Annotated in this window: 16 protein-coding genes; 10 read left to right on the plus strand and 6 right to left on the minus strand. The window is 45.8% G+C overall.

Translation table 11 applies throughout. The annotated features are described in order from the left end of the window. Positions 1–76: 76 nt before the first annotated feature. Together JOC95_RS17040 and JOC95_RS17045 are read left to right on the plus strand one after the other, a co-directional pair. Positions 77–421, plus strand: a complete 345-nt coding sequence (locus JOC95_RS17040; RefSeq protein ID WP_204418400.1) for a MerR family transcriptional regulator — start codon at positions 77–79, stop codon at positions 419–421. Next, positions 418–870: an SRPBCC family protein gene (locus JOC95_RS17045; RefSeq protein WP_204418401.1), complete on the plus strand. Its 453-nt coding sequence runs from the start codon at positions 418–420 to the stop codon at positions 868–870. Before JOC95_RS17040 ends, JOC95_RS17045 begins: the two co-directional genes overlap by 4 nt. A 51-nt stretch (positions 871–921) precedes the next feature. On the opposite strand, the gene JOC95_RS17050 is transcribed toward JOC95_RS17045, so the two are convergent. After that, entirely contained in the window at positions 922–1,605 is a 684-nt protein-coding gene (locus JOC95_RS17050) for a DUF1129 family protein (RefSeq protein WP_204418402.1), read from the minus strand. Beyond that, positions 1,598–1,933 (minus strand): PadR family transcriptional regulator, encoded by a 336-nt coding sequence (locus tag JOC95_RS17055; protein ID WP_204418403.1) that lies wholly within the window; start codon positions 1,931–1,933, stop codon positions 1,598–1,600. Before JOC95_RS17055 ends, JOC95_RS17050 begins: the two co-directional genes overlap by 8 nt. Positions 1,934–2,141: 208 nt before the next feature. Between JOC95_RS17055 and JOC95_RS17060 the strand changes: the two genes are divergently transcribed. After that, positions 2,142–2,531 (plus strand): hypothetical protein, encoded by a 390-nt coding sequence (locus tag JOC95_RS17060; RefSeq protein WP_204418404.1) that lies wholly within the window; start codon positions 2,142–2,144, stop codon positions 2,529–2,531. Between the two features lie 452 nt (positions 2,532–2,983). Here the strand turns inward: JOC95_RS17060 and JOC95_RS17065 are convergent, their stop codons facing one another. Both JOC95_RS17065 and JOC95_RS17070 read right to left on the minus strand, forming a co-directional pair. Continuing rightward, positions 2,984–4,096, minus strand: coding sequence for a hypothetical protein (locus JOC95_RS17065; RefSeq protein WP_204418405.1), 1,113 nt, complete (start codon positions 4,094–4,096; stop codon positions 2,984–2,986). A 357-nt stretch (positions 4,097–4,453) separates the two neighbouring features. Continuing rightward, the gene (locus tag JOC95_RS17070; protein ID WP_204418406.1) at positions 4,454–4,783 is read right to left on the minus strand and encodes a four-helix bundle copper-binding protein; all 330 of its coding nucleotides are present in this window, start codon (positions 4,781–4,783) and stop codon (positions 4,454–4,456) included. Positions 4,784–4,932: 149 nt separating this feature from the next. Between JOC95_RS17070 and JOC95_RS17075 the strand changes: the two genes are divergently transcribed. From JOC95_RS17075 to JOC95_RS17090, 4 genes are all read left to right on the plus strand, one after another. Next, a complete protein-coding gene (locus tag JOC95_RS17075) occupies positions 4,933–5,484 on the plus strand; it encodes a hypothetical protein (RefSeq protein WP_204418407.1) in 552 nt (183 codons plus the stop codon). Positions 5,485–5,581: 97 nt separating this feature from the next. After that, a complete protein-coding gene (locus JOC95_RS17080; RefSeq protein WP_204418408.1) occupies positions 5,582–6,256 on the plus strand; it encodes an AlkZ-related protein in 675 nt (224 codons plus the stop codon). A 31-nt stretch (positions 6,257–6,287) separates the two neighbouring features. Further along, positions 6,288–7,403, plus strand: coding sequence for a sensor histidine kinase (locus tag JOC95_RS17085; protein ID WP_204418409.1), 1,116 nt, complete (start codon positions 6,288–6,290; stop codon positions 7,401–7,403). Then, positions 7,404–8,036 carry a response regulator transcription factor gene (locus tag JOC95_RS17090; RefSeq protein ID WP_204418410.1) on the plus strand — a complete coding sequence of 211 codons (633 nt, stop codon included), beginning with the start codon at positions 7,404–7,406 and terminating at the stop codon, positions 8,034–8,036. Here the strand turns inward: JOC95_RS17090 and JOC95_RS17095 are convergent. Further along, a complete protein-coding gene (locus tag JOC95_RS17095) occupies positions 8,009–8,290 on the minus strand; it encodes a hypothetical protein (protein WP_204418411.1) in 282 nt (93 codons plus the stop codon). The two genes, JOC95_RS17090 and JOC95_RS17095, sit on opposite strands and share 28 nt — an antisense overlap. 180 nt (positions 8,291–8,470) lie before the next feature. Here JOC95_RS17095 and JOC95_RS17100 point away from each other — a divergent pair, with 180 nt between their 5' ends. From JOC95_RS17100 to JOC95_RS17110, 3 genes are read left to right on the plus strand one after another with little or no spacing between them, the layout of a single operon-like run. Next, complete coding sequence (locus JOC95_RS17100) at positions 8,471–9,403, plus strand: ABC transporter ATP-binding protein (protein WP_204418412.1); 933 nt, start codon at positions 8,471–8,473, stop codon at positions 9,401–9,403. A gap of 12 nt (positions 9,404–9,415) precedes the next feature. Beyond that, positions 9,416–10,684, plus strand: a complete 1,269-nt coding sequence (locus tag JOC95_RS17105) for an ABC transporter permease (protein ID WP_204418413.1) — start codon at positions 9,416–9,418, stop codon at positions 10,682–10,684. Further along, positions 10,685–11,782, plus strand: a complete 1,098-nt coding sequence (locus tag JOC95_RS17110) for an ABC transporter permease (RefSeq protein WP_204418414.1) — start codon at positions 10,685–10,687, stop codon at positions 11,780–11,782. It abuts the gene before it with no gap. A 60-nt stretch (positions 11,783–11,842) separates the two neighbouring features. Here JOC95_RS17110 and JOC95_RS17115 read toward each other — a convergent pair whose 3' ends face one another. Beyond that, positions 11,843–12,301 (minus strand): DinB family protein, encoded by a 459-nt coding sequence (locus JOC95_RS17115; protein ID WP_204418415.1) that lies wholly within the window; start codon positions 12,299–12,301, stop codon positions 11,843–11,845. Positions 12,302–12,364: the final 63 nt, after the last annotated feature.

Below are 12,364 nucleotides of genomic sequence, written 5' to 3' on the forward strand. Positions count from 1 at the left end.
AAAATAAAGAAATAATAAATTAATAGTTGACCCTGTGGTGTACCCCACGGTTTATGATAGGAGGGGGAGGGAAGGAATGTATAAGGTCAGTGAGTTTTCAGAGATGACGGGGCTGAGCAAGGAGACGCTCCGGTATTATGCAGAAGTGAAGTTGCTCGAGCCAGCCTACATCGACCCGAAGAATCATTATCGTTATTACGATGATGGCAGCTTTTTTTTGGCAGTTCTATTGGGGAAGCTGAGGCGGTTCGGTTTTACGATACAGGAAATGATTTCGGTGATGGAGGACGAGTCCTTCGCTCACTTGGAAGAGTTGATTCAGCAAAAGAAAAGGAATATACAGATGCAGATGGAGGACCTTCAATTGAAATTGGAAGAGATGAGGGAATTTCTGGAATCTGGGAAGGAGGAAGAAGGATGATTCAGTGGAAAGTGGAGCGGGTGATCCCTGTTCATATCGAAAAGCTATGGGAGTTGTTTTTGGACAAGAATATCAAGAGGACGATGCCGAAAGTGGAAGAGCACATCCTGATCGAGAAGACCGAAGGCGAAGTGGGGGCGAAGCATCAGCAGAAGTATCGCGAGGGTAAAAGGGTAGAGACATATATTGTGGAAACCTTGGCGTATGAGAATCAAGCGGACCATAAGCTGAAGCAAATCGCCTTTGTACTAGGTAAGGCTTTTGAAATCAACCTCACATTTGAGCTTCAAAAAATAGACGAAACGAACACAAGGTTCATTTATTCCGGCTACAACAAAGGTGTCAATTTTGTAGGGCGTGCCATGCTGAAGCTAGGAAGCGAGAAGGCCAACCAGAAGGTCGTGCAGGAATACATGGATAGGGTGGAAACAGAAGCAATGAAACTGTAACACTAGAAAGAGCTATTAGCCCAGTGGGCTGATAGCTCTTTTGCGCTGGGCTTAATTTGATAGCCGTTGAAGCAATTTACTTATCAGAAAGAACACTCCACCAATCCCAAGATACACCCACCATTCCAAGTCAAGGTTTGGCCCGAAGTCAGGAGCAAGCCAGGTAATCAGCATAATAAGAGCCATTCCCCCGGCTCCAAATAGTCCGGCCTTCCAATACGCTCTGCGCTGTTCTTTTTTCTGCTTGAATAGAGTGGAACGCATAAGCTTGAAAATGACATTGACACCTAGACCGGAAAACATGATGACTGCCAAGGCGAGAATCATCAGATTGCCAAGGGAGATTGCATCCCGGACCTCAACGAATCTTGGCAAAATCAAATGAACCAACCCCAGGATGAGACCGAACCAGGCTAAGGAGCTTGCAACCTGGGAGAGAATAAAAGGAATGGCTTTGCGTTTCTTCTCGCTTGGAAGGCCTGATATCAGTTCTTCCGCATAAGCCTTGGGGGCGTCCCCGAAAAGGATGCTTGCGGATTTCCCTTCCTGCTGAGCTATCAAGAGATGATCAAGTAGCTCAAGCAACAGCTCTTCGCCTTCGCGTTCTGCAATTCGAAGGTCTGTTCGGATGTACAATAAGAAGTCTTCATACAGTTTTAGATTTTCTTTATTCAATAGCTCGCGTTTTTCTTTGTTTTCTTCAATATAGTACTTGGTTGAATTTGTTTTAAGCATCTTTTTCCCCTCTTTGCAGTAGTTTGCTTACAGGACCGGCAATCAACATCCACTCGTTTGCTATGCTGTCGAGCTCTTCTTTTCCGCTGTCTGTCAGATAATAGTATTTTCTGTTGGGACCGGATGCAGAAGGCTGCATTTCCCCTCGTATGAAGCCGTTTTTCTGCAACCTCAGAAGGACAGGGTAGATGGTACCCTCGCTGATATCCGGCAGCCCGACCTTCTGCAGCCTCTGTGACAGCTCGTATCCATAAACGGCCTGCTCCTCGACGATGGACATCACACATGCATCCAATATCCCTTTTAATAGCTGGCTTCTTGCTGCCATATTTTCACCTCATCATTGGTACTTTGTTATGCAAGGTAGTGGTGTAAAAAAATTTGCCCGCCCTGAAAGCATCAGCTACCTTGCATTGCCTGATACCATCATTATATGCGGAGCTATCTTGTAATGCAAGGTATAAATGGAAAAATATTTATTTTTTAGAGGAGTTTAGGTATGTGTAGGAAATATATTAAGAGAAGGGGGGATTCTGATGAAAGTTCAATTTAAGGTGCTGATTATAAGCCTCGCATTCTTGCTTCTTGCCGCATGTGGAGTTGCAGATGGCGGAAAAGTGACGGCAAGGGATGTACTGAAAAATAATGAAGACGCAGATATCCTCATGTATAACGATTTCATCTATAGCAATGTGACAGACCTGGATTGGATCCAGGAGGATAAAGAAAGTTATTCAAAGGGTGAACACCTCGGTGACATTAAAAAGACTACTTCAAGCAGTTTCTGGTTCCGCGATTTTTACGCAACGGTGCTGCCAAAAGGAACGAGCATCTACTCTACCAATGAAGATAAGGAAGGGGTTGGCATGATCCTTGTCGAAGTTGATGGGGAGGTCTTGTATTATATGCAGTTGCTGGAAGGATAAAAAAGAGCCTGATTTTCATAACGAGTTCCGCGTTACCAATCGCAAACACAAAAACTTATAATAAATTGCCTATCAACTTGCACGAATAATAGGTGAATATGCAGGTTAATTTGAACACTATTTGCAACATAACTCCAACCGGTGTAAGACGGCAAATACACCTTCAATTTAGTTTCAAATTCAGATACATGAATTCGTGAAGTAAAATAGCATAGCATTTTTAATGAAGGTTTTCTGGAATTTTATGTTAAAATAAAACAAGTTACAACGTAAGCGTTATTCCATTAAAGGGCAGGATAGTGGAAAAGTTTTTAAGCAATAAAACAATGTGGATGGGGAGATTCTGTGCTTGATATTCCTCACGATATAAAAACCCAAAAAAAATTAATTTCTACTCTAATTTTTTGGGGGCGGGTCTGTTTTTATTTTAGGCTGGTATTCTTAGCTTCATGCTACTGACCAACCAATGGATACGTACGGCTTTCTTTTAGCGTGTCATTTATTAGTTCTACTTCCCATGCATGAAAATCTAGGGCTGCCAATTGAATAGCATTTTCAAATACTGTCCGATCTGCGTCCGTCACTTCATTTTCATCCATCGTGTATTGTACCTTAGCAACATCGTTCGTAATAGACGAGTTTACAATCTCTATCCCTTCAACAATCGCTGACGAATAAAACATATCGGCCTCAACTGACCGCATTTTCTCAATTGTTTCCGGGAAAGACAGTGGCTCACCGCTTTCATTTACAACTTGCTCGCCTAACTCACCACCAGCAATAAATAGCGTTTCTTCTAACTCTTTATCATAGACCGCATAGTAGCCTCGTGTTTCTCCCCTTTCATTTTTAACAACGATCGTATCATCGACTGTTCTTTCAGCTACGGTTATCCTTTGTTCACCGTCAGGATTCAGGAATGTAATGTATTCAACCCCGTAAAAATCACTAATTCCAAATAACGATTCATAAAATAAAAGACTTTGCGCAGAAGTTGCGGCTAATTCATTCCCCTCTTGATTAAACTCGACGTATAAGTTAGGCCTTTCAAGTGTCAAATCAGCATACGAACTGAGTATATCCTGCTCAGAAGGGTCATTATTGAATAATGACGTTTCCAAGCGCTGTTCCGGAGGGCCCATTTGTTCTTTTTCCCTATCACGGTCTATAGCGTATGCAATATAAAAACGGTCAGGTTGATTAATGACTTTAGTGTCAATAAAATAATTCGGATTCAACTGAGCTCCGCCATAAACCTCAGTATCGCTCCCTTTTTCATTAGATGTTCCAGTTTCTTCTTCATTGGATTTACCAGTTTCTTCTGACGCGTCCACATTCTCAGCGTCTCCATCATCCGATGTGCCTTCTTCCGTGTCTATGTTGACATCGCTTTCAACATTATCTTCGGCATTTTCCTCAGTGTTACCATTAATTTCTTGTGAAACCACCGTTTCGTTTTCAGCCGGATCAGCAGTCTGCGAGTTTGTCTCCTCCCCTGAGCTTGAACAGCCAGCAATTAAAAAAGCGGCTGTAAACAATCCGGAGATTTTTGTCATTTTTCCCATTTTTAACGCCCCCTCATTTAGCTATACCCCCCCAAGCAGGTTAATAAAAGTTTTAAGTATTAATGGGTGGTTAAATGAATGGTAACAACCTGATTGTGAAGAATTGCACTTAAACAAACGGGTGCGTTAGTTCAATAACACTCTTCAGCAATCTGGAGCTTTAATGGAATAAGCAACTAATAAAATCTAAGGTTTATATGTAACTCAGTTCGTTTTCGAGCTGGGTTATTTTATATAAAAAAGCACTGCAAAAAGCAGTGCGATTTCATTGACATATTAACTTGCATTTAATGATGCAAAAAGTGTTTTTGCGAAAGGTAACGGAACCCGTTGTGATTTTCAGGCTCTTTTTGAGGTTTATGCAGCCATGCCTCTACAAGCATCGGCACATCTGAAGCAAGCCTCTGCACACTTCTGGCAATGGTCATGATCATGCTGCTTGCATTCGTTCCCGCACGCTTCACAGATTTCCGCACAAAGCTGGCAGATCTGGCTGACAAAAGGGCTGTTGGTCTGCATCGCTTTCACTGCAAGGCTGCATATATCCGCACATTCCCGGTCGAGACGGATGCAGCCTGCCATCATTTTGACATCGTCCTCATTCAAGCAAGCGTCATAACAGGAATTACATGCTTCCAGACATTCCAGGCATGCTTGGATACATGCTTCGTATTGTTCTTTGGTCATCAAAAATTCCTCCTTTAATAGTTGCTTTCCTAATACCTCTACCCCTCCTCCATCAGATAAAACGTATTTTTTACATTAGATTGGAAAAAGAAACCCTGATATGCATGTCCAATCTGCCTGCGGAATAAAGTGTAGGAAGGAGGGATATCATGGACGGATTTTTTCTATATATACTTTTTTCCATCTGCATGTTTATTGTGCTGGTACTGGTCTTTTCAAAAAAAGAGCAAGGTAGAATGGGGTCGATGCAACGGATGGTGCTGGCGATGGGATCAGCCATGTCCATTGGACTGACGATCGGCGTGCTTGCTGGTGTCATTTTTAAAGGCAGTTTATTTGAATCGACCATTATTTCCGTGCTGCTAGGAGTAACGGCCGGTATACTTTGTGGTGCCTTTTTCGGTTTGCTTCCGGCAGTGGAGGGGGCAATGTCCGGGCTGATGGGCGGGATGATGGGGGCGATGCTTGGGGAGATGCTCAGCCTCACAGAAGCTGCGACGATGCTGATGGTTTTACTTTTGCTCTGTTCTTGTTCGATTATGTTGGGTTTCGCCATCCGTTCGGAAAAAGAAAAAGTGAAGGTTACATGGATATGGAAACCGATCGTGGTTCTGCTCCTTCTAGGGGGATATATGGTTGTTGGTATCCACTTAAGCGAAGATGTCGGAAAGCAGCCTTCATCTGGAGAGCATCATCATTAGATTTTAAACAAACGTTTGATCAAGAATGTGGCAGGACTCTCCTTCCTTTTTGTAGAAATATGTCTATAGGAAAAAGGAAAATAAAGGAGACGTTTGAATGGGACAACCTATTATCCATACATATGAAGAGGCCGTGGACGTTATAAATGAATGGGGATTACTGCCCCTTGCACCACTTTTTGAAGAATATCCTTCCTTGAGCGGGGTGACGGAAAAAGAGAACTGGTACACGGATACCGCGCAAGACCCATGGAAATGGCGCACCCGATTCGCTGCAGATGGAGCTGCCGCCTACGGGAAGTTCATGAAAAAGAAGGCGGTGTTCATCTCAAGGGGGCTTTTGCCTTTGATGGTGGCGGCCCTTGGCAGCAGCCGATCGGTAAAGGATAGATATGAATCTGGTAATATCTCAAAGGATGCACTGAATCTATATTCCATCATTTCAGAAGAAGAAGGAATCGATACAAGGGTCCTGCGGGTGAAGGCCGGCATGAAGGACAAGGAGAAAAAGAAAGCTTTCGATCAGGCGTTACTGGAGCTGCAGGGAAGCCTGGATATTGTCGTGAGCGGAACGAAGGAAAAGCAGGACGAAAATGGCGAGAAGAACGGCTGGAGCAGCACCTCCTATGAAACGATGGGGGAATGGATGAAAAAGCACAATATCGAAGTGACGGGGATGGAAAAGGAAGCGGCGAATCGTGAGCTTGAGGGACATTTTTCAAGGATAGCGAGTGAAACGGCGATGAAAAAAATAAAGAAGGCAATCGGTTAATCAAACGTTTGTTTAAAAGGGGTGAAGCGAGATGCGTAGCATGCTTTTATGGGTGAAGTTCGTATTCATCTGCACGTGCCTGCTGCTTATTCCGATCTTTCATACTCTTTCCGAGACGAACTTGTCTGCTTATCTCCTTATTGCCGGAGTCTTTCTGGCAATCTATTTCACTTTGCCCTTATGGAAATGGAGATGGGCCGCCTATGCGCTGGCAGGTTCATCTCTTGCGGTGTTGCAGATCTTTGTTCTGGAGCCTACCGATTTGCTTCCTTGGCTCTTGTTCTATTTTTTCATCATGGATGGCATGATTGCGAGTTCCAAAATAAGTGGACTGATTGCGGTCCTGCTTCCTTTTTCAATAGTGTTATTCCAATTGGAGGAGCCTGGACTGGGCCTCTTTCATGCGATGTTGAGCGTGCTTTTGATAGGGATGGGGGCTCTTTTGCAAACCTACTATAGTGATCATGAAAAAATAGATAAAGAGTGGAAGGCGCTCTTAATGGAATATCGACTACTGAAAAGACAGGTGACGGAGAACGAGGAAGCGGCAAGGGTCGAGGAGCGTAACCGGATTGCAAGGGATATTCATGATTCGGTCGGACACCAGCTGACTGCGCTGATGATGCAGCTTGCAGTGGCGGAGCAGTCTGCAAAGGAGTCCGAGGTGAGTGGAATACTTGGACAGTCCAAGCAGTTGGCCAGGGAAAGCCTGGATGGCATGAGAAAAGCGGTGAAGGCATTGCAAGGAGAAGAAGACAAGGGAATTGCGTCCGTGATTCATCTTATCCGTAAGCTTGAGGCGGAGAGTAGGATGCGGGTGCAGCTGACAACCAAAACCGGTGTTCTGTCTGTTCCTCTGACAAATGAACAGAATATTACCATCTACCGGTTTGTCCAGGAAGGATTGACCAATGCGATGCGGCACGGGAGCTCACGTGAAATTAGCGTGACGGTGGAGATCATCGGGGAGCATAGCCTTCAGATTGCGGTCGTGAATAAAATAGATGGACCGCTTCAAATTGTAGAAGGCTTCGGTATGGAAAATATGCGCAAACGCTTGGAGGAGCTTCAAGGCCGGATGGAGCGTGTGGTGACAGATGGGGATTTTACGATCAAAGGGATTTTTCCTCTGAAGGGGGAGACATAATTGATACATATTTTATTGGCAGAAGATCAGGCGCTTGTCAGGCAGGGAATCAAAATGATGATCGAGCAGCACGCCAATTTCAAAGTGGCTGCAGAAGCGACCAACGGCCAGGAAGCGGTAGAGGCGTTTGAAAGGCATGTCATCGATTTGGTGTTGATGGATATCAGGATGCCGGTAATGACCGGAATTGAGGCGACGAAACGGATAAAAAGCAGAAATCCGCAGGCGAAGATCCTCATTCTCACCACATTTGCAGATGAGGAATATGCGATGGAGGCTTTGAGGCTTGGGGCGCTGGGCTACTTGTTGAAGGATGCTGATGCCGCGAGCTTGATCGCCTCCATTGAAAGCGTGCTGGACGGAGGGATCTCCATTGATGCGTCGGTTGCAGGAAAAGTGGTGCCAAGGCTGATCCAGCCAAGGGTGCCCAAGGAAGACGTGACCCTGCTGACAAGTCGGGAGCGGTCGATCCTGCAGCTGGTCGGCGATGGGAAGAACAATCAGGAGATAGCGGAAATGCTCCATCTATCGATCGGTACCGTAAAAAATCATGTGACTGTCATTTTGCAGAAGCTCGGGTTGCGCGATCGTACCCAGCTGGCCATTTATGCGATACGGAATGGGTTGATATGATGGGTGGAATTCCGGATATAAACGTAAGAAAGAGGACCGGAGTGCAGCGTAAAAAGCTGCACTCCGGTATTTTTTTTGCTTTTGCTTGTTTGTGGAGCAGAGGCAAAACGGCGGTCTTTTTGGAAGTGAATGTAAAGTCGATCGATTAGTATGGGTTTTGGATCGATAACTTCTACTTTTGGATCGTTAACTGCATCATTTGGACAGATTAGTGCTTGTTTTGGATCGATTCCCGTCCCGCGCCGTCTTTGCAATAAAAGAAATTCAAAGATTCCTGTGTACGAGCCGCCCTCGCAGTAAAAAAATCCTAGATTCCGCCCCCAAAACAATAAAAAATGACTTAAGTCACCCCCACAAGCACCATCTAATGACTTTTTACAGGTTAACGCGCCATCAACCGATAGTAAGATAAGAGTATCAAAGGGGGCTATCAGATGTTAGAAGCGATCAATTTAACAAAAACCTTTAAAAATACGCAGGCGGTCAAGGGCGTGAACTTATATTTGGAAAAAGGCGAGACGGTGGGGCTGCTCGGGCCGAACGGAGCGGGCAAGTCGACGACGATCTCGATGCTGTCTTCCCTGGTAAGGCCGACGACAGGGGATGTGCTGCTCAAAGGGGAAAGTGTGAAGGAGCAGCCGAAGCACTTGCGGGAGATACTCGGTGTGGTGCCGCAGGATATTGCCGTTTTTCCTGACCTGACGGCAAGGGAGAATATGGAGTTTTTCGGCAAGGTGTATAAGCTGCCGAAGCGGGAGCTGAAGTTGAGGATAGAAGAGGTGCTGACACTTGTCGGCCTGGAGCATCGCCAAAAGGAGCTTGTCAAAACGTTTTCCGGCGGGATGAAAAGAAGGCTGAATATCGCTGTTGCGCTTTTGCACGAACCGGAGCTGCTCATTATGGATGAACCGACGGTCGGCATCGATCCGCAGTCACGGAATTATATCCTTGAGACAGTCAAAAAACTGAATGAGGAAAAAGGCATTACCGTCCTGTACACCAGTCATTACATGGAAGAGGTGGAGTTCCTGTGCCGCCGGATTTATATTATGGACCGCGGGGAAGTGATTGCGTCCGGTTCGAATGAGGAAGTGAAGAATATCCTCTCCTCCGAGCACTCGATCGAAGTCGAGGTGGAGGTGGTGAAGGAGGATTTCCTTCAGAGGCTGCAGTCGCACCCGGCCATATCCCGGGTCACCTCGACGGAACATAAAGTCATCCTGCTTGCCCCAAAGGAAATCAATCTGCTTGAGGACGTATTTTCGATTGCGAACCAAAGCGGAACGACCTTAAAGGGAATCCAGATCCAGGCCCCATCGCTCGAGGACGTGTTCCTTCATCTGACAGGCAGAACATTAAGAGATTAGGAGGGATGGACCATGCTGTTAGCTTTTATAAAAAAAGACCTCCTGCATCTATTAAGGGATAAAAAAGAAGTGTTGATCCTGATAGCGATGCCGTTTATCCTGATCACGATCCTCGGTTTTGCGCTCGGAGGGGTGACCAACCAAGAAACAAAGCTTGATATAGCGGTGGCTGTGGTGGACCAGGGTGATGTTGCGGGAGATCTGCAACTGCTCGAGGAATGGATGACCGGACAGAACATACCGGAAGCGGCGCAAATGCAGATAAAAGAGGCGGCGGAGCAGTCATCGCTGCCGGAGATTCTGGTAGATCAGGTCATGAAAGAGGAACTGAAGGAGCTCTTGACGGTCACGGAAGAAAGATCGCTCTCTGAAACGCTCGAGGAGGAGAAGTATGCGGCCGTGTTGTCTTTTCCAAAAAACTATCGTTATGAAACTTGGAAACAGCAATTTTTCGATGCGGAAGAAGCAAACAAGGAATTTGAGCTTTTTCTGAACGAGGAAAATGGCCTCGAAGCGAACGTCGTTTCCGACCTGATAGAAAATTTCACTAGTCAGATGCGTTTGTTTACGGTGCTGAATAAGGATGCGCAAATGGCAGGTCAAACTCCTCTCGACTTTACAACTTTTGCAGAGGAAATCAAAGGTGAAAAGGTTACCTTGGATGGGAAGGACCCCATAGGTTCCTTCGATTATTTTGCGGTAGGGATGAGTGTGATGTTTGCGCTGTATGTCGTCTCCTTTGTCGCAGGTTATGCTTACCATGAGAAGAGGACGTTTGTTTATGACCGGGTCCTGCTGGCAAACGCCCCTCCATGGTTGTATGGGGCAAGTAAATGGATTTCAGCGGTACTTGTCGTATTTGTCCAGCTTTGTGTGCTGTTTGGATTGAGTGCACTTTTGTATAAGGTGTATTGGCCGAATGTGGTTCATTTCCTGCTGATCACGTTCTTGTTCAGCTGTGTGATCGGCTCGTTCGCGGTCCTGATCACGGCCCTGAACTATCGTTTTGAAACAGAGCGGATTTCCACAATGTTTTCAGGTTTCCTGGTCAGTATCCTTGCCTTTTTAGGGGGCAGCTTCATCCCGTGGCATGATGTCTCGGAAGTTATGTGGAAAATAGGGTCTTACACACCAAATGGTGCTGCCCTGCAGGGGTATCTTCAAGCTATGCAGGGTGACACACTGGGAGATCTCATGGATCCGCTCCTCACATTAGGTGTGACAGCGGTCCTGTTATTGATTATTGCGGTGTCCCTGTTCCCGAAAAGGAGGTTAGGATAAATGCGCACGATACTATGGATCCATATTCGTCATCTACTCCGTCAGCCTTTTGCGGTACTTGGGATGATCGTACTGACAGTGATATTTGCGGTGGCAACCGGCCAGGTTAATCGCACCTCCGTCATGGAAGTGCCGGTTTTTACGGAAAACCTCTCAGCAGAGGAAACAAACGCGCTCTTGGAGGAATTAAATAAAGAGGAAAGCATGGTTTTCCAGCTGGAAGACCAGAAGCAACTCGAGGAAAAGATAAAACAAAATGCAATAGACATGGCCGTTCAATTGGAAGAGGGGGAGTATACCATCTATACTACCGCAGAATCAGCGAACATTTCGATTGTAGAGGCTCATGTCAGGAATGTTTTGCAGACAGAAGCGGTGTTGAAGGAGACTTCTCTGGCGTTTGATAAAAGTGTGGGTGAGTTAAAGGAGCTGATCGCTTCCAATGAGGATCTCTATGCGGTGAGCACGAAGTCCTTCCAGGAGGATGATTTCATCTATGATTCTTCCATTCAGTCATTATTCGGTTTTTCACTGTTCTTTGTCATCTTTACGGTTTCTTTTACCGTAAGCACGATCTTACAGCAAAAACAGAATGGAATGTGGAACAGGTTGATTCTTTCTCCGCTGTCCAAGTCCCGAATTTATTTGGGTCATCTCGCATTCAGTTTCCTGCTCGGATATGCGCAGCTTGTGCTGATTTACACTTTCTTTGAATTTGTAATAGGAGTCGATTTGTACGGGGGCTATCCGTTTGTACTGATTGTGGTGATACCTTATCTGTTTGCGCTTGTGTCATTGGGAGTATTGATCAGCGGACTCGTGACCAACCCCCGCCAGCTCGATGCCGTCATTCCACTTATCGCTGTCAGCATGGCAATGATCGGGGGAGCCTATTGGCCGCTCGAGATTGTGCAATCCGATATCCTGATCACCCTCTCCAAGCTGGTCCCGATCAAGTACGGCATGGATATGCTGAAAGGCGCGACCATCCTAGATTGGTCCTTCGGTCAATTTCTTCTTCCTGCATCGGTGCTGTTCTGCATGGGAGTGCTGTTCATGGGGATAGGGCTGAACCTGATGGAGCGGAGGGCGGAATGATTTTTTGAAAAAGGCAGTGGATATTTTCCGCTGCCTTTTGATATTTGAAGCGGATCCGAGTCAATGCACGCCCTGACTCGGATCCCACGCTTCCTGCTGCTTCCTGATATGGACGATTTGACCGATATGGTAGGCGTTATGGATGGTGAGTTGGGTGATGTCCCCGACCCATTTATTCAGTGCCACTTCGTCACAATCGTTGAGGGCTTTGCTCCAATCGGATAGGATGCTGTTCATTCGGTCGAGGGTAATGCTCCAATCCGGATCGGTAATTTGAAAGGTATAGTCATTGCTTTCGACGCCTTTTGGGACATCGGTGCCTTGCAGTCTGAATAGGTATCTTTCGTTGTAGTAATTCAGATGAGAGACAATTTCCCAGATGGAGTTTGAGGATTCATTCATTTTCCATGATGCTTGATCTGTGGAGAGGTCCTTGATGGCATGATACAGGGAAACGAACCATGCGTTCTGGTTGTGGCATGCGCTTAACTGCTCGAGAAACACTTCTTTTACACTCATGTTTAAGCCTCCTCGTTAAATATCTCATTTTTCTGTACATTCCCAATATAGCACGCTTACAGG

It is taken from the genome of Sutcliffiella tianshenii, from assembly GCF_016908565.1.
GTDB lineage: Bacteria > Bacillota > Bacilli > Bacillales > Bacillaceae_I > Sutcliffiella_A > Sutcliffiella_A tianshenii.

Coding starts and splice junctions, on each gene's coding strand:
- JOC95_RS17040 (WP_204418400.1), top strand. CDS start 77: ATGTATAAGGTCAGTGAGTTTTCAGAGATGACGGGGCTGAGCAAGGAG.
- JOC95_RS17045 (WP_204418401.1), top strand. CDS start 418: ATGATTCAGTGGAAAGTGGAGCGGGTGATCCCTGTTCATATCGAAAAG.
- JOC95_RS17050 (WP_204418402.1), bottom strand. CDS start 1,605: ATGCTTAAAACAAATTCAACCAAGTACTATATTGAAGAAAACAAAGAA.
- JOC95_RS17055 (WP_204418403.1), bottom strand. CDS start 1,933: ATGGCAGCAAGAAGCCAGCTATTAAAAGGGATATTGGATGCATGTGTG.
- JOC95_RS17060 (WP_204418404.1), top strand. CDS start 2,142: ATGAAAGTTCAATTTAAGGTGCTGATTATAAGCCTCGCATTCTTGCTT.
- JOC95_RS17065 (WP_204418405.1), bottom strand. CDS start 4,096: ATGGGAAAAATGACAAAAATCTCCGGATTGTTTACAGCCGCTTTTTTA.
- JOC95_RS17070 (WP_204418406.1), bottom strand. CDS start 4,783: ATGACCAAAGAACAATACGAAGCATGTATCCAAGCATGCCTGGAATGT.
- JOC95_RS17075 (WP_204418407.1), top strand. CDS start 4,933: ATGGACGGATTTTTTCTATATATACTTTTTTCCATCTGCATGTTTATT.
- JOC95_RS17080 (WP_204418408.1), top strand. CDS start 5,582: ATGGGACAACCTATTATCCATACATATGAAGAGGCCGTGGACGTTATA.
- JOC95_RS17085 (WP_204418409.1), top strand. CDS start 6,288: ATGCGTAGCATGCTTTTATGGGTGAAGTTCGTATTCATCTGCACGTGC.
- JOC95_RS17100 (WP_204418412.1), top strand. CDS start 8,471: ATGTTAGAAGCGATCAATTTAACAAAAACCTTTAAAAATACGCAGGCG.
- JOC95_RS17105 (WP_204418413.1), top strand. CDS start 9,416: ATGCTGTTAGCTTTTATAAAAAAAGACCTCCTGCATCTATTAAGGGAT.
- JOC95_RS17110 (WP_204418414.1), top strand. CDS start 10,685: ATGCGCACGATACTATGGATCCATATTCGTCATCTACTCCGTCAGCCT.
- JOC95_RS17115 (WP_204418415.1), bottom strand. CDS start 12,301: ATGAGTGTAAAAGAAGTGTTTCTCGAGCAGTTAAGCGCATGCCACAAC.